The sequence below is a fragment of the Myxococcales bacterium genome, assembly GCA_022184915.1.
Taxonomy (GTDB): Bacteria; Myxococcota_A; Polyangia; order Fen-1088; family Fen-1088; genus JAGTJU01.
Map to the genome: position 1 here is coordinate 101,575 of JAGTJU010000009.1, position 20,321 is coordinate 121,895.

Genomic DNA, 20,321 nt, shown 5'->3' on the forward strand with positions numbered 1-20,321 from the left:
CCTTTGGAAAGCAGGCGCGGTGGAGACGCGGCATATGCTTGGCTGTAACGGCGTCACAGAGCAGCGAATCGTTGGAGATGTCGAAGCTATCTGGCCGCGTGCTGAAGGACAGCCCCTCGCGGTGATCGCGCGGACAGACCAAAGCGAGCCGGCAAGCTTCCTTCAGGGGCTTCGCGCAAAGGATGCTGAACCCAACCCTGAGAGGCGCCTGCAGGAAGCCGTCGTAGCCACAGCAGGGAACGGCGCTGAGCTGTGGATCCTGGGCGAGAGGTCTCTTTCCAAACTGGACGCGCGGGGAAACCTTGCGTTCATAGCGAATAGGGAGCCGCGCGAATGGCATGTTCTCGCGGGAGGGATCCTGTACAGCTCCTTGGCCGTAGAGAAATCTGTGCCGCCCAACGAAAGCCGCGCCGCTCGTTGCCGCCTTCCCGCGAAATGGTCCTTCGAAGGAAGTTGGTTTCGCTATAAGCCGCTTCTTTGTGGCTCCTTCGTTATCGAGCCCGTTGAAGCTTGGCCGGGCGGGCGCAAGGGCCGCCCGCAAAATGGCGCGCCTCGAAGGATCCGGTCGTTCGACGACGGAACCGTTTTGAAAGATTCCGCAGTCGCCATGGGCGACTTGGCGTGCCTCCCAGACGATCAAGTCATTGATCTTTCAACACAGAAGGTGTTTTCGCTGCCAGAGCTTCACTTTGTGGGCCGCGCACGATGTGGGCAAGGCAGGGTGAGACAGGTCGCGTCTGTCTTGCCTGCAAAGCAACCGGTGGCTTGCATCGACACCAGGGGTAAGCTTGCTGAGATGGTGGTGTCGAGCAGCAGGTAAGAGGGACGGTCGTCCAACCGACTGGAACTACCTCCTGGGACTATTTCCTTTGGGCTTTTGCGGCGGGTTCCAATTCTGCAGAACGTCTGGTGGGGCTTGCAGCGCCGCATCGATAAGGCCCCAGCAGACGACGGTCTGGCCTTCAGGGAGCTTCGCGCATTCGGCGCCTGCTCCCGCCCAGACAGCCTCGAGGATTCCCTTCGGCCGGTGTTCGCTTCGAAAAATGTCCTTGAAAACGTACCCTACGCCGTCCTTCGCCTCGTCCACCTGCTGGGTGGCGCCGACGACGACGGCTCCGTCTGTGGCGAGGTTGCTCCAGGTCTCCCCCTCCCACGATTCCTCGCTCTTGCCCTCACGGTTGGAGCAAATCGTGCGGCGCTCCTGGGACAAGCCACAAACAAAGTCGTTCCCGCAGACCATGTCGATGAAGGTGCCTCTCGGCGCCACAGGTGCGTGACCCCAACAAGCAATCTGCCCGCTGTCGCTCAGCGCGCAGGAGTGGACGCGCCGCTCAAACCCGGGTGTCTCTTTGCGGGGGACTGGTCCCATCCGGCCGCCGCCGCAAAGTTTCCGATAGCGGCCTGCAGGTAGGCCTTCGTGCGCCCATGCATGGCCGCGCACTTCGACATGACCGTCCGGCATCAGCGACAATGTTGCAAGTGGGGCCGGATACGCAGACTTCGCGCCGTCGATCACTGGCGGCAAGGCCCAGTGGGCAGCCGTAAAGCAGACGGGTTTTCCTTCTTTGGTCGATCCGCATGCGGAGGTGTCGGCCACGCTCAATGTCGCAAAGCGAACGTCTGGAACGCGAAAAGCTGGCACGAGAGTGTTCTGCTCTGGCGCGCGCATACATGCGGCTCTTCCATCGTCCAACAGCACGCACAGGTGTCTTGTGTGGCCAGCCATTGTGGACACGTTCGGTGAAAACGGCTTACCTGCGACCGCATCACCCTTTTGCTCCCAACAGACGAGGCCGAACAAGCCTTCGGTCTTTGTGGGCGCCAAACCACAGCGCAGCGGGCTCTCCGCGTACTCGTCCTCCTGGGGAGCCTGCGCTTGTCCCCGCTCGTTTCGCCCCCAACAAGCCACCCTTCCATCGCGTGCCAATGCACACGTGTGATAGCCACCGGCCCGCACCGCTGTGAACAGCCCTTCTGGGGCTTTGCTTTGACCACAGTCCCACTCCGGCTCATGACAGCCATCGCTTCGTCGGCCCGCTCCCCAGCACGCGATCTTTCCTGACATTGTCAGCGCACACGTGTGCAAGCCGCCAGCGCTGATCTGCATGAACTCCCCAGTGGGACTTTGGCTTTGACCGTGGCTGTTCGCTCCCCCGCACTTCGCCTGACCTTCTTCACTCAGCGCGCAGACGTGCGCACCACCCACGCTCACCTGCGAAAAGCTTCCCTCAAGAGGTGCAACGTTCTCGCAATACATCTGGCCATTGACTTCGATACCGCAAGCGCCAGCTGCTCCGCCGGCGATCTGAGTGAACTTGCGTCCGATCTCGGGGGCGTCTGTAAGGCTGCTGGTTACTCTGCCGTCCTTGCCAACAAACCAATGCGCAGCAAACCCCTTGCCCGGAATAAGGCTCACCTCGCTAGCCCCACTAAGGGTGTCGCCGTTCACTAGTTGTCTGCGAGACATCTCATGAGCGACTCGCACAGATCCATCGGTATCCACAACCGCAAGCCCTTCATCCACACATGCAATAGAGGTAACGGGGTAGGCGGGCCCTTCCACGAAGTCTCCCGCACCCCAAAGGATGGCCGCGCCCTCACCAGTGCTACCGCAACTTATGTGCTGGCCCGCTCCAAGCGATTGCAGCTTGCGCCCGAAGTTCACCGCCGCCACAGGCAACCCCTCCCTCACCCCCCTTCCCGAGCTGGAAACGACGTGCGACTTCGGAGGGTGCTTCTCCAAGTTGCAAGACAAAGCAATGGACGCCGCGGCACAGATGGCGACCCAAACAGGAAAGTGTCTACACAACGTAAGTCTCCTCCTTGACGCGACGTTCGATTACGCACTTCCCGTCGCCGTATACATCGAGCGAAACGGTTCCGAACAAATAGTTTTTCCCAGGGCTCGCGTAAGGTCCTTCGAGCCGCGCTTTTCGTTCAGTCGCCAACTGCACACATCCGTCGTGGCCGAGTTTCATCCTTCCCCCACCTCCAGTTCGCGGCTTCAGCCAAAGGTCGACATCCCACTTCATAGCTGTAGGAGGGCGGTAGTCGCCCTGGAACTGAACAGAAAGGTCCACGTTGTGCTGGACACCGTTGATGGACTCGAAAGAAAAGTCGAGGCTGAAGTTTCCGAACATTACCTCGAGCAGAGCCTTTTCCTGCGCGTTCGCGTCAGCTCTGAGCGTCGAAAGAGGTTTACCTGACGACCAAGGCGTGACTTCGCTCGATGGGTCGTCTCCCCACGAGGAGTTGCGAAGAAAGACCTTCAGATCTTCGAAGTGCTCTGCGATCTCGCCGGCGGCCTTTTCAACGAGATAACTACCCAACAGGAGGGCGAGCCCAAGAGGCGTACCGGAGACCACGGCGCCCCCAGCAATGCCGAGCATTGCGCCGACTGTTCCTACTCCTGACGCAAGAGCAGCGCCCTTGTTTCTCTTCGCAAACATCTCCTGAGCTTTGAGAACACAATCGACGCTTTGCACAAGAAGTGACACGGGCGCAAGCTTCATCCCTTTGAACATGCCACGGCTCCATGGGATTTCGGGCAGCTCATATCTTTTTAGGAGCCCGGTCAAGTCATCGTACGTGTCGATCGTACTCTTGAGCGCAGCCCATCCTTCATTGACTTCTCGCTCGTCCCAGAAAGTCGAGATGCTGGCGACTGTGTTGAAGATGTTGGCCGCGATGCCGAGCATGGCTTTGTTCTTCGAGTAGAAGTCTCCGAAGTCTGGCTCTTTGTACCGTTTGAACAATAACCTCTTCAGATCATCGAACTCGTGCTTCCAAAGCGAGCGAACGACTGGTGCCGCCACTTGCAGCCAAAGCGCAAGGTCTTCCGGCCTCCCAACATGATCTCCCAGCGAACCCAACTTCTCGCCCAGAATCTCCGGCAGGCTGTCCGCTTCTCTTTCCTCGAGGCGGGCCAAGATCGCGGCCAAGAGTTCGTCAGACCGCGGCAGCGTGTTCGTGCTGGTCAAGCATTGCATCGTGAGTTTCTTGAACCGTTCGAGTTCGTCTTTGTTCTTGCCGCTTTGCAGCGCTTCGAGCGTGCGCACGTAGAGATTCGTAGGCCGCGTCTGCGGCCGGGCGCTTGGCACTGAAATGTACTTGTCCGGGGTCATTGCCAAATCAATAAAGCTGCACCGGTGGAAGATGAAGGTGGTCGCTTCTGGAGACCGAAGGCCCACGAACTTTCCATCCTTTGCGGCAGGTACGACGAACGACACCCTGGTGGGGCCTTCTTCGATAGTCAGCCAACGCAGCAACGCTTGGCCTGCGTTTTCGAGAGCCACACGTAGCCTTCGAGACTTAGCCTCCGTTCTTCCGAGGTAGTCCCACAAGCTTTGTGGGCCAGAGGTCCGACCGTTTCCGACAATCTCTTCGAGCTTCTCCTTGCCAGCGACCAAAGCACGCACCTGGCAAGCAAGGCGGTACATGGGAATCGCACCCAACCTCTCGCATTCTGCGACCCACTGGGCGTATAGCTCCTGGTACTTTGCGGCGCGGATTACGGTCTCATCTACGGGGTCGATGAGGTGCAAGCGCAGAACGCGTCGTGATGCGATTGGAGAATCAGTATTTAGCGGAGCAAAGGAGTCAGGGTTGTTGTCGTCGGAGCTATCGGTGAAGAAGGGATCCCAAAGTTTTACGACCCTCCCAGCGACCTGCTTCGTTACTGCCGCTCGATCCTTGGGGGAGCCTCCCGCGCGCAAATCATTCGCGACAACCCGATTCAGGGGCTCCGCGGACAACATGACAAAGTAGCGGTCGAGCAGAACGACGTTCGATGCCATCGCTGCAAGTGCGGGCAGCAGCAGGACCTCCTTGGCAGGACCCGTCGGTTCCCCCTCCGCATTGCATAAACGGAACTTCCCCTTGTCGAAGTCTAGCTCTTGCTGAAGGACAAGGCCGTTACCCTCCGCATCCTTGGCCAAGAAGACATACACGCGCTTCTTGTCGATAGGCGTACTGGCTCGCCGATCGAACGATCGCATGAAGAAGGGCTCCATTCCGCCTGGCACCGTTTGAAGTCGCATGCCTCGATAAACCCCGCCCGCCAGTTGGCGGGATTGACTGATCGGCTGCCCCCGTTCGTCCGCGCTTTCGTTTCTTCCCAACCAAGAGAACACAGTCCCCACCATTCCGCCCTCAAACAGGTATTGCTTCGATACGTTCGTCCAGACGAGGTCGTAGAACCGATCGATCTGCCGGAATGATACAGGCACCTCGATCACGTTGGCTTTTACGGGCGGTAATTCGGGTTTGACAGGCGTCCTCTCCTCCTTTTGGCTGGTCATGCGAGAGTTCCCTGTTCCCCGTCGTCATCGTCGTCCCAGCCAACGTCCACATCCGCGGGAGGCACAACAAGGCTCTCTTCCGCCTGATGAATACGGTCAAAGGGCTCGCCGCGAACTTGATCGATGATGTCTAGAAAGTTCTCACCCTCGAATAGTCGCTGCGGCAAGCCGTCGGCGTCCTCGCGCTCGAGGTCGTAAATCGCATCGGGCAGTAGTCCGTCAAACTCGAGCTGCAGTAGAGCGTCCCCGGGAACCAGGTCGTTGCGCGGCGAAAGCCTCTTTTCATAGCGCCCGTCGACGCTCTTCAGCGTGTAGACTGGGTGATCTGCGTCCCTCAAGTCTTCAGGCATGACGAATGCAACCGTCATGATAGGCAGGTACAGACAGCAAAGGTTCATCTGGTCGACCACACCGCCGACGTGTGTGGCGCCCGGCACCACAACCAAACGTTGCTGTGTATCGCGCTTCTGACTCGGCTCCGCCGCATCTTTGGTTTGGCCCTTCATACCTTCTTTCTGCGTAGGCAGTTTACTGAATTGCAACGTAGCCTGGCCTTTGCGCGAAAGGCCCTCGAAGCGCACAAAACCATCTTTATCCAGAGTTCCTGTATAGGAAGCGCCGTCCGCATCTTCCACCTTGATCTGGCAACCTGGCACGGGATCGCCTTCCCGATTGATAAGCTTCACCTCGATGAATCCCTTCTCCTTGCGCTCTACGATCTCTTTGAGCTTTGAGGGTGTCATCACCTCTTCGGCCACCAGGAGCCTCGTCGGTCTCGCGGCCGGCGTCCGCAACAGCACAAAGCCCATCTGCCCCGACGGGGTGCGAAGGTCGACAATGTGTTCGGCCAGTGTTTTCGCGAAGGCCTCCACAGGGCCCCGGCCTGCAGACCTGCCCTGGCGTACCACGATCTGGGCCGCTTCTGCGGCCGGCACCACATCGTACTCTCGCTCGCGACGAACCTCTGCTACCGCGTAGCGGCTTACCAAGCGGTGCACCTGCATGCCAACTACGAACTCGCGCCCGAACCGAGCTTGGAATGCGTTGAAAGCGTCCCACCCGGGTTCGCTGGGTGACATGCTGCCTGGTCGCGCCAGCACGAGCCTGCCCCATCGCAAAGCTTCAAGCAAGGGGGCTTCCATCATCTCCGGCGCGGTGAAGAGAGCAGGGCTAATCAACCCTAGCCCCTCGAGGAGATCCAACGCTTCCATGTGTCTCCACCTGACCGCCTCACGTAGGGCCCATCTGACGTCAAACTCATGAACGTCGACGGACACGGCGCTTGACTCGTCGGGCGAGTGCGGCCTACGTAGCTCGAAGTCGCCCGCCAGCAGCTGAAGTGTCAAGCTTCGAGCACTCACGACGTCACGCGTGCCCTCGAAGTCGCCTCATATTGGCTGCCGCTCTCGGCGCGCCCGGGGAGCAAGACCCGTTCCTGGTCCTTGGGAACTCCTGCTCGAGGCGAGCCATCGCCCACAGTGACCAGAAGTATGGGCTCCGGCGCCAACGACATGACCCAGTTCATACCATTGTGATGAGCGACGCGGCAAGCAGACCCGGGACCGTCGTTTCGCCGGTAGCCACTCGGGACGAAGCCGAGCTTCTCACGCAGGCAGACCTGCAAGGCGGACTCGGTGGCGAACGGGTTCGCTATACGAAACGCGGCGAAATGCGTCGTCTGCCGGGCAGGTGCGAGGCCCGGTGCTGCGCTTACGTACACCGCAAAGCGAAGTAGGCCCGTTTTGAGAACACCGATGTTCCGCTTTGCTTCTTTACGCGGGGGACGACGGAGCCCTCCCTGGGCGTTCAGGCGTGCCCGCTGCTCGGTGCCAGGCTCTGCGCCAGGAACGCCGGCAGCGCGCCCTCCGTGGTGACCACCACCAGGGCGCTCGTGGCGCGGGTCATGGCCACGTAGAGCAGGCGCTGAAGGTCCGAGGGGTCGGTGGGCTGGCCCTCCGCCGCGTGGGGCGCCGCCAGGGTGAGGGATCGGGCATCGGCCAGCACGTACACCACGGGAAACTCGAGCCCCTTGGCCGAGTGGAAGGTGAGCAGCTTCACGCCGGGGTCGGCGAGGCGCAGCTCGGAGGTGCGCCCGTGGCGGCAGGACGAAAGGCCCATGGCCGCAAGCGCACGTTCGACCTTGATGAGGTCGTGGTTGCGCCGCGACAGGATCGCCACCCGGCCCGGTGCGAGCCCCGCCAAGATCCGGCGCTTCAGGTCGGCGAGCAAGGCGTCGACCTCCTGTCCCGAGGGCCCCACCACGTGCACCACGGGGGGGCCCGTGCGCTCGGGCGGCTCGGGCCGAAGGGGGGCGTCGCCCTCGTCGGCCGCGCGCGAGGCGCCGCTGCCCGGAAACACGCGGTAGGCCGTCTCCAGGATTTCACGCGTGTTGCGGAAGTTGCGGTGCAGATCGATGCTGCGCGCGCCGTGCACCAAAAGGCCACTGTCTTTCCAGCGAAAGCCCTTGCGGTAAAGGCTCTGCGCGGGATCGTAGGCCACGAAGACGTGCCCCGGCGCGCGCGCCAGGTGCGCGGCGATGCGCAGGCCCAGCGGGGGAAAGTCTTGCGCTTCGTCCACCAGCACGTGGTCGTAGCGAGGTCCGGCTTCACCCTGCGCCAGCAGGTGCTCGTACGCGCGCCGGACCACTTCGTCGAAGTCGAGCTCTCCCTGCGCGGCGCAGAGGCGATCGTAGGCTTGCATCACCTGGAACACCAACGTGCGGTGCCGGCCTTCCAGCGCGCGGGCGGCACCGTGACGGCGCAACGCCAGGTAGGCCTCGAGCCCGCCCGTCACCCGCGACTTGATGAGCGCGATCTCGTCCTCCCAAAACGCGTCGGGCAGCGTCCACAAGCGGGCGCCTTCTTTCGTCTGAGCTTCCACCTCGGCGCGCGCTTGCCGCAGCCGCAGCCGTCGCACCCCGGCTTCGAGCAGCCGGCCTCCGGGCACGAGCGCGCGGCAAAACCCATGCAGCGTGGCGATCTCCAGGTCGTCGGTGGCAAGCCCGAGCGCGCGGGTGAGCTGCCTGGCCGCGCTGGCCAGCGCGCGGTTGAAGGTCACAAAGAGCAGCCTGGGACCACCGAGCAGCGAGCGTTGTGCCAGCAGGCGGAACACCCGGTGCAGCGCCACCGCAGTTTTGCCCGAGCCGGCCACCCCGCGGACCACGATCGCGCCCGAGCCATCGAGCTCCACGATGCGCTCTTGCGCGGGATCCAGGTGCAGCATCAGCTCTTCGAGCTCGCCACGCAGGTAGCGGTCGAGGTGCGTGCGGCTCGTGGCCTGGCGGTCTGCGCGCGCCGGGCTCGGCAGCAGGTGGGGCGCGAGCTGGAGCAGCCGGAAACGGACGCGGCTGGCCACCTCGGCCACCAGCGGAAGCCGATCGAGCGCCTCGAGCCGTTCCACGGCGCGGGTGGCGGCGTGCAGATCGGCGGGCACGCCCAGCTCCTCGAGCTCGAGCCGCGAGACGGAGGCCAGCGGGGGCAAGGTGCCTAGCGCGGCGGTGTGCGGGATGGCCGCGAGAAAACACAGCTCGAGCGCGTCTGGCTGCGCCCGCACCCCCAGCACGCGCTGATCTTCCAGCACCTCGGCCACGCCCTCGCCGGGCCGCGCGGGCGCACGGCCTTCGAGACGGGCCAGGGCGCGGGAGATGAGGTCGGGCGTGCGCCGGGCGTTTTGCAGCAGGCGCCGGGGCGCCACGATCTTCACGCCGCGCTCCCTTGCGCGGCAAAGCCCTGCAGCGCCGCGAGGTCTTGCGGCAGGTCCACCAGCCACTCGGCCGCGCCCTCGCCACGTGCGGCCGCCAGCACCCGTGCCAGCGCCGCCGTGGGGCCCAGGCTGCGCAGGTGCGCGCTGTGGAAGACCAGCAGCAGGTGATCGATGGCGCGGCTCAGGGCCACATTGAGCAAAAGCGGCGCCTCGGCGTTGCGGAGCTCGTCGAGAAAGCGGGGGGGCGTGCCCGGTGCCTCCACGGTATCGAAGATCACCAGGCTGCGTTCCCGGCCCTGGAAACGGTGCACGGAGAACACCTCGATGCGCCCCTGCGCGAGCCGCTCGGGGGCCCGCGCCCGCACCAGGTTGCGAATGCGGCGCACGTGCTCCCGGTAAGGCGCGATCACCGCCACGTCGCGCTGGGCGCTGGCCAGGATGGCGAGCTCGGCCACCAGCTCGGCGTGAAAGGGGTTGATCTTCGAGCCAGAGGATGACGGCAAAGACGCCGCGTCCGTGCGGGCCGTGTCGGCCAGCGCGATGACGGGGCCCGTGGCCTTGCGGGAAGCCACGCCCGGGGCGTTGCGCAGGCGGCCTCCGTAAAAGGTTCGGCTCACGACCGCGGCGATCTGCGGGTGCATGCGCCACTGCTCGTCCAGCATCACACGCAGCGGGTGGTCGGCGTCGATGCGGTCGCAGCCGGCGGACGAAAACACGTGCGTGCCGAGCCAGCGGCGCACGAGCGGTGCGGCCGCGTGGGCGATGGGCGCCAGCTGCAGGAAGTCCCCCACGGCGACCACCCTTTCCCGTGCGAGCGCGGCCGCGGCGAAGGCGGCCGCCAGCGGCGCCATGCTGGCCTCGTCGATGATGACCGTGTGGGGCCGCAGGCTGCGCGACAGCGTGCTCGTGGCGGCGCGGGTGAGCGTGGTGGCCAGCAGCTTGGCCTCGGCCACCACCGCCAGCTCGAGCCGCTGCAGCTCCGTGGTGAGGGCCGCCACGGCGCCTGCGAGGTCGTGCGGGTCGCCGCCGTCGCCTTCCTCGAGCAAGCTGGCCGCGAGCCGCAGCCGGCGAGGCAGGGGCACCGCTTCGCCGAGAAGCGTGCCGGCACGGCGGGGGGTCTGAGCGGCCGCCGCGGCACAGACGCGGACCATCTCGCCCACCAGGGCGGGGGCGCGGTCCCGCAGGGCGCGGTCCACCGCCGCGTCCAGATCGACCGCGCGGCCGGCCAGGGCGTCACCGCAGGGGCCCAGCCGCAGCGCGGCCCCCGGGGGCAGGGGCGAAAGGTCCAGCGCCCGCGCCAGCGCCGCGTCGGTGGCGACGTTGGTGTGCGCCGTCAGCAGCACCTGCTCACCACGGCCCGCAAGGGCGTTGGCCAGGCGCGCCAGCAGCCGCGTTTTCCCCGTGCCGGGGGGCCCCCAGACGTAGGCCACCCGCTCGGCCAGAACCCGCTCGAGGGCGGCCCGCTGCACGGGGCCGTCCGCCTCGAAGTCGTGCAGGGGGGCACGCGCGGCGGCGCCTTCTCCCGCGAGCAGACCCAGCGCGAGCGCCGGTGAAAACGGTGGCCAGGGCGACGCCTGCCCCTGCGCCTCGGCCTCGAGGATCGTGCGCAGCCGGCTGGCCAACAGCTCGAGCAAGAGGGTGGGGTCGAAGTCCAGCCAGCCTTCGGGCACGAAGGGGCCGAGATCGCTACGCAGGGCCAGCACGATCGCGTCCTCGTCGCGTTCGTGACGAAGCACCTCGCCGCTGGCGCTTTCGCCTTCGGCCAAGAGGCGCACGGAGGTTCCCTCCGGAACGGGCACGTCCAGCGTACACGCAAAACGGTAGGCGTACGCCCCGGGATCTTCGCGCAGGCGGACGCCCTCGACCACGCGAACGCGGCGCTTGTCCCCCAGCGGGCCGAGCCGCGCCCGCAGCTCGCCGCGCTCGAGCCGCAGCGCCTCGAGCATTCGTTCGATGACGGCGTCGAGCGCCGCAGGAGGGCCCATGGGAGTGCGGACAAGGTAGCGCACCGGCCCGCGGGCCGGGAACATCAGTTCTTGGGGTGCTTCTCGTTCTCCGCGTGCCAGTCAGCCAAAGAGAACACCTGGGCGAGCCTCTGCGTCTTTTTGGGGCTTGATCTTCGGCTTCGTGCCGGAAGCCGGCGGCGGACGCGTACGGTGAGCGCCGCGCGCAGGGCTTCCTCGTCTAACCTAGGCCGGGCCGGCGGTCTGCCGGTGCCCCTCTCCCCTAAATTGGCAAAATCGAAGGTCATCGCCTCGGGGCGGTCACTCTCGCCCGTGGTCTCCAAAGACAACGGCAAATCCAGAAGGGCTGCCGTCGCATCTCGCGTTCGGGATTCGGCTGAAACCTATGTGTTGTGATCCCCCAAAGCTTGCCGCTTTTGGGGCCTGAAAATCGTCAAGAGCACCACGGGTAGCAGGGGGTGGGCGCCTCGCGAGAGGACGCTCACGATGACACGAAGCAAGAGGACGAAGGGCCCGCGCGCACGGGCGGGAAAGAGCCTGCGCGGACGACGGTTCACCACGGCGCAGAAGCAGGAGGCCATGGACCTGATCCGGACGGGGCTCAAACGGACAGAGGTGGCCAGGAGGATCGGGACCACGATCGAATCGCTGCGGGTGTGGCGCAAGAGCGCCGCGGTGAAATCGGCGAAGACAGGGGCTCGCCGGTCAGGTCCGGGCAAGGCACAGACGGCGACGGCCGCAGCAGAAGCGCCAGCGCCAGACGCGGCGCCGGTGTTGAGCCCAGGTGGCCTCGCGCCCATCGAGGTCGAGGCCATCCTGCAAACCAAGAAGGAGCACCCCTCGATGGGGCCAGCGCAGATCAGGGCGCAGCTCAAGCGGTTTCGCGGCTGGCGGATCTCGATCAAGGCGGTCCAGCGGGTGCTGGAAAAGGCGGGGTACAGGATGGTGCACACCAAGAGCCGGCCGGAGGGTCAGGAAGACTTCAAACGCTTCGAGGTTCCGCGGCGCAACGCCATTTGGCAGATCGACTTCGCCGACCTGCGCGTGGGCCCCGAACGCGCGCATGTGTTGCTGATCGTCGACGACTACAGCCGCTTCATCGTCGGGCACGCGCTCGGCGAGGAGCCGAGCTCGGAGGTGGCGGTAGGCACGCTCGAGCGTGCCATTGCTCAGCATGGAAAGTGCGAAGCGGTGTACACAGACCGGGGCGGGGCGTTTCTGGCTTGGCGTGAGCAGTCGGGATTTCAGCGATACCTGGAACGCGAACTCATCGACCACTCGGTGTCGCGCCCCTCCAAACCGCAAGGGCGGGGCAAGGTCGAGGCGCTCATCGGTACGTTGCAACGCGAGCTGTGGCAGGTGCGGCACTTCGAGTCGCTGGAACACGCACGCCGGGAGCTTGCCGCGTGGGTCACGCACTACAACGAGCGCCGCGCGCACATGGGCATCGACGGGCTGTGCCCCGCCGACCGGTACCATGGGCGGGCGGAGGCCGTGAGCGCCGAGCTGGCCGCCCGCGCGCGGGACAGGGCCAAGGCGACCGCCGCGAATGAACCGACCGGTGCCCCCGTGCAAGAGACCGCGGACGCGCCCATCGAGGTGCTGCGGCTGGTGATGGTGGGCGACAAGGTCGAGCTGCGCGTATTCGGCGGTCGGGTCGAGCTCGGCACGTTGAAGCGCTAGCCCCTGCGCCGTTGGTAAACGCAGACGGCACGGCATCGTCGGCGGTAATGTTGCGTTGTTCAGGCCCAACACAACCGCTCGAAGAAGGCCGTGCCGCTGCAGTCCGAAGCTACCCTCAAACCAGCCCGCAAGCCAAGTCGTCTTGTTGCGCTTGCGTGCGCCGCCGTCGTGGTTGCTTACGACCGACGCTGGCTCGCGCAACCGGTGGCGGCCCTACTCGGCCCAGGTGACCCCGCGCCGGAGACCCTGTCGCGCCTCAAGGCCAAGCTGCTCGGCCCCCTCGAAAGCCTGGTGGCACGCTTGCACCGCCGCGGCCGCCGGCCAGGGCACGGCGAGGTGTTCCTGATCAGCCTCAAGGCGGGGGGCTTCGGCCTGAACCTCACCGCCGCCGACTACGTCGTGCACCGAATCCGGCGGTGGAGGATCAGGCGAGCGATCGCGCCCATCGCATCGGCCAAACCCGCCCGGTTACCATCTACCGTCTGGTGAGCAAAGGCAGCATCGAGGAGAAGGTGCTGGCCCTGCACGCGCGCAAGCGTGCGCTGGCGGAGGATCTGCTGAGCGAAGCCGGCGCACCCGCAAAGCTGGACGTCGAAACCCTGCTGGCACTGCTGGCGTGACTTCGCCCTTCAGGCCAAGAATCTGAAATCGGAAACCGGTGCCTTGCCCGCGCCCGCGACCAGTTTGGACCCGCGCCGCCAGAGGGCTGAGGTGCGGAGGAGACAATGTATCTGTGCCCAACCCATCGGGGCGAATGTCCGATAGCCCCCGTGGCCTCGGGGAAGGCGGAACTCACGCCGGATTGTCGCCTGGGCGATGAGCGACAGTAGCGACGCTGCACTGGCATTGGCAGCCCTCGACCGCGCCATTCTGCTCCGAAAGCCGCGGCCGGGGCTTATCCATCACTCCGACCGCGGCAGTCCCTACGGCTCCGATGAGTACATCAGAAGACTTGATTCCAGGATCGCGGATCACGTCGTCCTCGCCCAGCCGTTCAGCATGGATAACGGCATGCTGACGCGTAACCTCAAGCTGGATCGACGCGCCGTTCGGCGCGTGATCGTTCCGGATGCCGACTCCGCCCGTCCCTGACGGTCTCATCGGCGAAACACCTGCCCAGGTCACCTGACGCGAACCACTCCGCTCCTCGATCATGTGTCCATCGCGGTCGGCGATCTGTCGAGCGCTCGGCCGTTCTACGATGCCATCATCGCTGTGCTGGGAGCCCGCAAGGTGTACGACCACGAAGCCGCCATCGGCTACGGCGAACGGCGGCGGAGAGAGCAGTGGCGGATCGTACGTACGTTACGGTCCGACGCTCGTCGGGAGTCGCGCCGGTCGATGGACTGCACTGGAGTTTCAAGGCCGTCAACCGACAGCAGGTTCGGGCGGCCTTCGCCGCCGGCGTCGCCGCGGGTGGGCGCGACGATGGCGGTCCGGGCTTGCGCGCCGAATACCATCCGACCTACTACGCCGCGTTCATGAAGGATCCGGACGGAAATCGTATCGAGATCGACTGTCACCAGAGCGAGTGAGGCGCGTACGCCGCGAGTTTTGTCTCGAGTTACCTTATGACTGGCCGGCCGTGCTTGTCTGGATCATCTTTTGTTGTTGGCGCAGCAATCAGAGCTCGTAAACGACTCGTCTTTGCGGACTTCGGTCGAGACATGAGGAAAGCGTCGATCGCGCGACTGGCGTTCACTTGATCACCGGCCAGAAGAAGCGCATCGATACGAAGGACTTCAAGCTCTTCCGCCAGGATCCCGCCGTTGGGTCTGGTGGCTTCGTATTCTTTCAACGCGGCCATGGCCATCGGCGCGTTCTTCGCCAGAAGTGAAGCGCGAACTTTTCGAAGAATGTCGACCTCCGCTGCCAACAACGATTCGGGGCGCGGGCCACCTGTTTGTTCGACAATCTTAGAGGGCTCAATCGGCGCTGTTGATTCTTCAACGGGGGCCGTGCTTGTTGTTAGCGACTGCTTCGGTGCTTGGGCCTTCCCAAAGCCAACGGTTCTTGGGATCCTGTACGCCGCCGGTGGCGGCGTGAGCTCAGGTTGGGTACTTACCTCTGTCATAGGTTCTTCTGCCGCGATCGCCTTCATGACTGGTTCGGCAAGCGGTTCGGCAACCACGACTGTCTCCGTTGTGCCAAGGGTGGCGATGGCTCGCGACGGTTGGTGCTTTCGTGCGGATCGAGCGGACGGTTTCGGCGATGGAGTGTGAACAGCTACCGGAGCAGTGGTAACAGGCACATTCTCGCGAACCGCCACGTACGCCGAGGCGCTGCCAGCGCACAGCAGCAGTGAGGCCTTCACCCACAGGGGCAGGCCGAAGCGGTTGATTACGAGGCGGCTTGCTGAGCTGACGTTGCGCGACCAACTGGGCGCGTCCACCGCGTGGCGCACGGCCGCAGCAATGCGCTCGCGTTTCGCCGCAGGCAATCCATCCTGCCGGGATGAGCGAAGGAGTAGCTGTTCAAACTCGTCGTAGTTTTCGCTTTTCAATGCGAATCTCCCTTTCGATCAACCTGGCGCAGGCGTGCCGCTGCTTTCTGAAACAGGATCCTCGCCTTGCGCATCCGAGACGCCACGGTCCCCGGCGGGATGTCCAGCAAGCTCGCGGCAGCCACACGATCCATCCCTTCTAACTCACACACCACAAAAACTATCCGTAAGCGTTCCGGCAGGGTGTTTAGAGCTTCGTCAAGCAACCGGCGCGCTTGTAGCTCAATGCTCTGAGACTCGGGCGAGAGCCTTGGGGGACTTAAGAAATCGATGGCGAACAGCTCGTGGGCCTTGTTGCGGCGGCGAGCGGCGCGGCGCGCATCAGACGCCACTCGAACCGCGATTCCGAATAGGTAGGATCGTTCGCGGTCTTCATCAAACTTTTCGAGCTTTCGCGCAGCGACAATGAATACCTGCTGCGTTGCGTCCTCAACGTCAGCTGCTGGTACGCCAAGGCGCCGTACAGACCGACTCACGAAATCTACATTGCGTTCGATGAGCCCACGTACGCGGGAGCCCACCTCAGTTTCCTCCCGGTCAGCGCCGCGTGCCGAGAACCATGCGCGATCAGCCACATCCACAGCTTTCTAATGGCCACAACGGTTGCGGTTGATCATGGAAAATTCCAAATAAACCCAGCCCCCACCTGAGGCGCCCAACGGGGAGCGGAATGGACTACGACAGCGTCTGCCCCTTTGGTCACAACAAAGCGGTAGTTCGCTATTCCAACCGTCGTTCCAATATTGGCCTCGAAGCCAAACGAGCTCCACGGCCAAGCCTGAAGCCGAGCCTCGGCAACGCCGGCTGCCCACGTGCGCGTGCTGCCGAGGGGCATGGGAACGCCCCTGCCCTCCACCGCAAGGGTGCCGATCTGCACCCCCCCGCAGGGTAAAATTTGTACCGTCGTTGTTTTCAAGATCGGCCAACAGCCCGTGGTCTCCCCGCTAAACCCCTGAATCCTCACCGAAGGGTCGGGGCTCGGCGCTGACCGGCCACTCCAAATCAAGACGCGTAGCCGTAAAGAAGGCGGCAACGCGAGGCGTCCGAGCGTGCGTTCCACAAACAACGACATGCCTAAAGCGCTGCCCAAGGCGAGTCCTGCACCGCCGTTTACACCGGCCCCCATGCGCCAGCGCCCAACATCACTACCAGTGGTGTCCCGATCCGGAGTCGGAGCGGGGCGAAGCGCGGTGGCCTCGATTTGGTGTTGTGTAACAGTGCGTTGGTACCCAACAATCGGATCTAAAGACAGCGCCGCGGCAAACACCAAGGTCTCTACAGTTTCTCGACATACCGCGGCCAACGCCTCGCGCTTCTCTACCGGGTCGCCAGTGCCTCCCGACTCAAGAACGCCTGCGAACCCTTGATCGGTGAGTGTGACGCGAAGTCGGACGACGTGCTGTTCTGCGTCTGATGTCACCAGTTTGACGCTGGGGCTCCACTGTTGGAAAAGGCCTACAACCTGAGCAGTCGACGGGCACTCGCCAGGGGCGCTGTATTCCAGGCCGACCTGTGGTCCCCCGGCCGCGGAAGAGTCCGCATGGCCGGCAAGAAGATGTATCGCTGGCAGGAGCAGCCTGAGCCGATACCTGCTGCGAAAGGGAATGGGCATGTCGCCGTGATAGTACCATCGCGACGCTCCGGCAGTTCAAATGTCTCGTCACCCTCTTGGCGTCTCAGGCGCAATGAGGAAGCAAGCACAACGGCGTTGGTGCCGGCAAGGGCCGGTGACGCAACCCTATGGGTACGTTTCTAAGCGTGGGCGCACCGACAGAATCGGCGTTGTCGAACTGGTGACCCAAGGTTGCACGGCGTGCAAATCAGGCGGTGGGTCTATGATGGAGGGGCGGGCCGCGCAACAAAGCGAAGGTGGCCAAGTTGAAATCCGAATATGCGTCCGAGTTCAATCAGCCGATGCCGATTGGTTCGTACGTACCGAGTCTTTGCGCCAGTGTCGATCACGTTGCTCCAGGCCAGCCCCTTCGAGGGGCTAGGCCCATTCCCGCCATCCATCACTGCGGAAGCACCCCGCGTGCCGGCGCCACTAAGGGCACGTCGTGGGGGTTCCGGCGCCACCACACTGCAATGCTTGAACCTACTGTGCGCCTCGAGCGTGCGCGCAAACGACAAGCCGCCAGCGTTCCCCATGGGTTCGCCGGCGGCCCGCCTTCTGTGTTCGTAGCGCTAGATGCAGGGTTGCGTTTCAGGGTCGCAAACCGGCAGCGTGCTGCACTTTGGGGCCACAGGCCGGGGGATAGAGCAAGCCGTCGATGCAAGTGACTTGTTCGGCGCAAATGATCGTGTTGTCACAAGTCGCTGGCGGGTGGCGGAAGCGGAGGGTCAATGATTGGGCACGGCGTTTTGCTGACGTCGCAGTTTTTGGGGCCGCAAGCTGTTGGGTAGAGCAAGCCGTCGACGCAGGTGACGTTTGCGGCGCAAACGAGCGTGTTGTCGCACGTCGCTGGCGGCAGCGGAGGGTCAACTATGGGGCAGGGAGTCTTACTGACGTCGCAGTTTTTGGGGCCGCAAGCTGTTGGGTAGAGCAAGCCGTCGACGCAGGTCACTTGCTGAGCGCAAACGAGCGAGTTGTCGCACTCGACTGGCGGAGGCGGCAGCGGAGGATCAACTATGGGGCAGGGAGTTTTACTGACGTCGCAGTTTTTGGGGCCGCAAGCTGTTGGGTAGAGCAAGCCGTCGACGCAGGTCACTTGCTGAGCGCAAACGAGCGAGTTGTCGCACTCGACTGGCGGAGGCGGCAGCGGAGGGTCAACTATGGGGCAGGGAGTTTTGCTCACATCGCAGTTTTTGGGGCCGCAGGCCGTGGGGTAAAGCAAGCCGTCGACGCAGGTCACTTGCTGAGCGCAAACGAGGGTGTTGTCGCACGTCACTGGCGGAGGCGGCAGCGGAGGGTCAACTATAGGGCAGGGAGTTTTGCTCACATCGCAGTTTTTGGGGCCGCAGGCCGTGGGGTAAAGCAAGCCGTCGAAGCACGTGACTTGCTGGGCGCAGACCAAAGAGGGGTCGCAATCAGACCTCACGTCATTAAGCAAACCCGTGTCGTCTACGGGGTCCGATTTGAAATCATCGGTACCGATCGGGACGTCGGACGTGAGACATCCAGCCAAACACATCGCTGGGTAAAGCAGGAACAACAAACTTCCACGCAACAAAATCTTTGTCATATGTATCTCCTATTCGGGGTCGGTCTGCGCGTTGTCAGCCGCAGTCACTTAGTTAATGGCCGGGCACCTTCAGCCTGATCACTTTTTGATCGGGGTGTCGTAACCAGTGCACGCAGACGGTCGGCCTTTTTTTTGCTCGGTCTTGCCAGGATGAATGCATCGATTGCTCGACGAGCGCCGGCCTGATCTCCCGCCAAAGGAGTGCGTCGATGCGAAGCAACTCGGCCTCTTCCCAGCGATCGGGGAAAACGAAGTTGCCATAAGAAAGGCCAGTCGTTTTAAGCACTTTGCCTCAATGCGCCCCCCGGCAGCAAGGCCGAGGATGCGAGGCGGCTTACGTTAGTTGACAGGACATTCTTTGTCGAGCGTTTTCTGGCGCGGAAAGACGTGGTGCTTAGGCTCTCTATTGACATCGCGATGCATTGCGAAGCTGTGGCGCTGGTTGCCGCGGGAAGCCACCACCGATGCACGAGGTGTGTTCAGTTCTCCCGGGCTTTCTCCGGCGAGAGCACGTCCTCGCGACGATCCCGAAAGCCGTTCGTCCGCGCCCCGCCGGGAGATCTGGAACTCTGTCCCCGTCGGCAGCAGGTCGATCACCGGCCCCTCATACGCGGCGGCCAGCCGGGCGAGACGCCGGTCCTTCCTGAGCCATGTCGCGATGGCCGCCCAATACGCGCGGACACGTCCAGACCGATGCGCGCCTACCAGGCGTACGAGCTGATCGGCGTTCACGTGCCCGTGATGCACCCCGAGCCACGTGGTCAGCACGGCGAGCACCCGGAGATCACCGTCGTCCATCCCAAGCGCAGAGGCATGGAGCAGGGTGCGCTCGATGTCCGCGTCCGCTGCCGCTTTGCCAGCGAAGTTCATCCCGATGGCCACCATTCGCGCCGTCAGTTCGTCGGGCGAGGGCGTCGGCTCGGGGGAGGTCGCACGGTTAAACGCCATGGACGAGCCTCCGCGCGACTTCGGCCATCGTGGCGCAGACATGGGCTGGCCAAGCATTGTTGCCGTCCTGCCGTTCCAGCCAGGGCAGGCACTCGGCGAACTCCTCCGCAGTCGGTGCGAGCGCGATGCAGTCGGGCAGATCCGTGCCGCGATGTCAAAGTGCGAACAGCTTACTCTTCAGCAGATCGGGTCTGCCCTGCATATACCGGCGAACGTGATCAATCAGATCGGGCATCGTGATCGGTCGGAGCGGAGCGACGATGGCAGTTGTTCTGGGGGCAAGGTTACTCGGTCGGGATCTCCTGGGTTGTCTTTCTGCGCGAAGGACCCTTTAGCACGATGCGGTGAGCGTTGTGAAGAAGGCGGTCGAGGATGGCATCTGCCATGGTTTGGTCATTCAGATGTTCGTACCAACTGTTGGGCGGGAGCTGGCTGGTCATGATGGTGGACCGCTGGCCATAGCGGTCCTCAAGGACCTCGAGAAAGTCCCTGCGCTCCTGCTCACGTGCGGGTGCCAGTCCCCAGTCATCCACCACCAGGACATCTGCGCGCGCGAGCTTTGCAAAAAGGCGCACGTAGCTGCCATCCGCTCGGGCGAGCGCCAGTTCGTCGAAGAGACGAGAGGCTCGACGGTAGATGGCGGAGAAGCCCTTGCGGCACGCCTGCTGGGCGAGCGCACAGGCAAGAAAGGTCTTTCCGGTTCCAGTCATTCCCGTGATGATCACGTTTTGGTGTTGCTGGATCCAAGCACAGGAAGCCAGCTGACGAACGGTGGCTTTGTCGATCTCTCGGCGTGGTGAGTAGTCGATGTCCTCGATGCAAGCTTGACTCAGGCGTAGCTTGGCTTCTTTCAGCAATCTCGAAAGCCGCTTGTTTTCTCGCGCGAGGCATTCCGCATCGACGAGCAATCCAAGCCTCTCGTCGAAGGACAGTCTGGCGATTTCTGTGTTCTTCTGCTGTTCTGTCCACGTCGTGGCAAAAGCGTCAAGACGTAGGCTGCGAAGCTTGTCGAGTGTCTGTTCCTTCAGCATGTGGTTCC

At 63.6% G+C, this 20,321-nt stretch carries 12 protein-coding genes and 1 pseudogene; 4 read left to right on the forward strand and 9 right to left on the reverse strand.

Annotation, left to right across the window (positions count from 1 at the left end; all coding sequences use genetic code 11):
• Positions 1 to 847: 847 nt before the first annotated feature.
• The 5 genes from KA712_24640 to KA712_24660 all read right to left on the reverse strand — a co-directional run bounded on the left by KA712_24640 (position 848) and on the right by KA712_24660 (position 11,032).
• Complete coding sequence (locus KA712_24640) at positions 848 to 2,416, reverse strand: hypothetical protein (protein MCG5056152.1); 1,569 nt, start codon at positions 2,414 to 2,416, stop codon at positions 848 to 850.
• Between the two features lie 385 nt (positions 2,417 to 2,801).
• Positions 2,802 to 5,300, reverse strand: a complete 2,499-nt coding sequence (locus KA712_24645; protein MCG5056153.1) for a hypothetical protein — start codon at positions 5,298 to 5,300, stop codon at positions 2,802 to 2,804.
• Positions 5,297 to 6,511, reverse strand: a complete 1,215-nt coding sequence (locus tag KA712_24650; protein ID MCG5056154.1) for a hypothetical protein — start codon at positions 6,509 to 6,511, stop codon at positions 5,297 to 5,299. Before KA712_24650 ends, KA712_24645 begins: the two co-directional genes overlap by 4 nt.
• A gap of 595 nt (positions 6,512 to 7,106) precedes the next feature.
• Positions 7,107 to 9,002, reverse strand: coding sequence for a UvrD-helicase domain-containing protein (locus KA712_24655; GenBank protein ID MCG5056155.1), 1,896 nt, complete (start codon positions 9,000 to 9,002; stop codon positions 7,107 to 7,109).
• Complete coding sequence (locus KA712_24660) at positions 8,999 to 11,032, reverse strand: AAA family ATPase (GenBank protein MCG5056156.1); 2,034 nt, start codon at positions 11,030 to 11,032, stop codon at positions 8,999 to 9,001. The genes KA712_24655 and KA712_24660 overlap by 4 nt, the downstream gene beginning before the upstream one ends.
• A 420-nt stretch (positions 11,033 to 11,452) precedes the next feature.
• Here KA712_24660 and KA712_24665 point away from each other — a divergent pair, with 420 nt between their 5' ends.
• The 4 genes and pseudogenes from KA712_24665 to KA712_24680 all read left to right on the forward strand — a co-directional run bounded on the left by KA712_24665 (position 11,453) and on the right by KA712_24680 (position 14,184).
• Positions 11,453 to 12,649 carry a DDE-type integrase/transposase/recombinase gene (locus KA712_24665; GenBank protein MCG5056157.1) on the forward strand — a complete coding sequence of 399 codons (1,197 nt, stop codon included), beginning with the start codon at positions 11,453 to 11,455 and terminating at the stop codon, positions 12,647 to 12,649.
• A gap of 318 nt (positions 12,650 to 12,967) precedes the next feature.
• A pseudogene (locus tag KA712_24670) lies at positions 12,968 to 13,269 on the forward strand (SWF/SNF helicase family protein).
• A 196-nt stretch (positions 13,270 to 13,465) separates the two neighbouring features.
• Positions 13,466 to 13,741, forward strand: coding sequence for a hypothetical protein (locus KA712_24675; protein MCG5056158.1), 276 nt, complete (start codon positions 13,466 to 13,468; stop codon positions 13,739 to 13,741).
• 194 nt (positions 13,742 to 13,935) lie between these two features.
• Positions 13,936 to 14,184 (forward strand): glyoxalase, encoded by a 249-nt coding sequence (locus tag KA712_24680; GenBank protein MCG5056159.1) that lies wholly within the window; start codon positions 13,936 to 13,938, stop codon positions 14,182 to 14,184.
• Positions 14,185 to 14,213: 29 nt separating this feature from the next.
• Here the strand turns inward: KA712_24680 and KA712_24685 are convergent, their stop codons facing one another.
• The 4 genes from KA712_24685 to istB all read right to left on the reverse strand — a co-directional run bounded on the left by KA712_24685 (position 14,214) and on the right by istB (position 20,313).
• Complete coding sequence (locus KA712_24685) at positions 14,214 to 15,152, reverse strand: hypothetical protein (protein ID MCG5056160.1); 939 nt, start codon at positions 15,150 to 15,152, stop codon at positions 14,214 to 14,216.
• Positions 15,149 to 15,727 (reverse strand): sigma-70 family RNA polymerase sigma factor, encoded by a 579-nt coding sequence (locus KA712_24690; GenBank protein ID MCG5056161.1) that lies wholly within the window; start codon positions 15,725 to 15,727, stop codon positions 15,149 to 15,151. The genes KA712_24685 and KA712_24690 overlap by 4 nt, the downstream gene beginning before the upstream one ends.
• 2,946 nt (positions 15,728 to 18,673) lie before the next feature.
• Positions 18,674 to 19,282 (reverse strand): hypothetical protein, encoded by a 609-nt coding sequence (locus tag KA712_24695; GenBank protein ID MCG5056162.1) that lies wholly within the window; start codon positions 19,280 to 19,282, stop codon positions 18,674 to 18,676.
• A gap of 284 nt (positions 19,283 to 19,566) precedes the next feature.
• Positions 19,567 to 20,313, reverse strand: a complete 747-nt coding sequence (gene istB, locus KA712_24700; protein ID MCG5056163.1) for an IS21-like element helper ATPase IstB — start codon at positions 20,311 to 20,313, stop codon at positions 19,567 to 19,569.
• Between the last annotated feature and the right edge of the window lie 8 nt (positions 20,314 to 20,321).

What these genes read in the sequence shown, in the direction of transcription:
- KA712_24665 (MCG5056157.1), top strand. Translation starts at nt 11,453, where the DNA reads ATGACACGAAGCAAGAGGACGAAGGGCCCGCGCGCACGGGCGGGAAAG.
- KA712_24645 (MCG5056153.1), bottom strand. Translation starts at nt 5,300, where the DNA reads ATGACCAGCCAAAAGGAGGAGAGGACGCCTGTCAAACCCGAATTACCG.
- KA712_24650 (MCG5056154.1), bottom strand. Translation starts at nt 6,511, where the DNA reads ATGGAAGCGTTGGATCTCCTCGAGGGGCTAGGGTTGATTAGCCCTGCT.
- KA712_24695 (MCG5056162.1), bottom strand. Translation starts at nt 19,282, where the DNA reads ATGGCGTTTAACCGTGCGACCTCCCCCGAGCCGACGCCCTCGCCCGAC.
- KA712_24660 (MCG5056156.1), bottom strand. Translation starts at nt 11,032, where the DNA reads ATGTTCCCGGCCCGCGGGCCGGTGCGCTACCTTGTCCGCACTCCCATG.
- KA712_24675 (MCG5056158.1), top strand. Translation starts at nt 13,466, where the DNA reads ATGAGCGACAGTAGCGACGCTGCACTGGCATTGGCAGCCCTCGACCGC.
- istB (MCG5056163.1), bottom strand. Translation starts at nt 20,313, where the DNA reads ATGCTGAAGGAACAGACACTCGACAAGCTTCGCAGCCTACGTCTTGAC.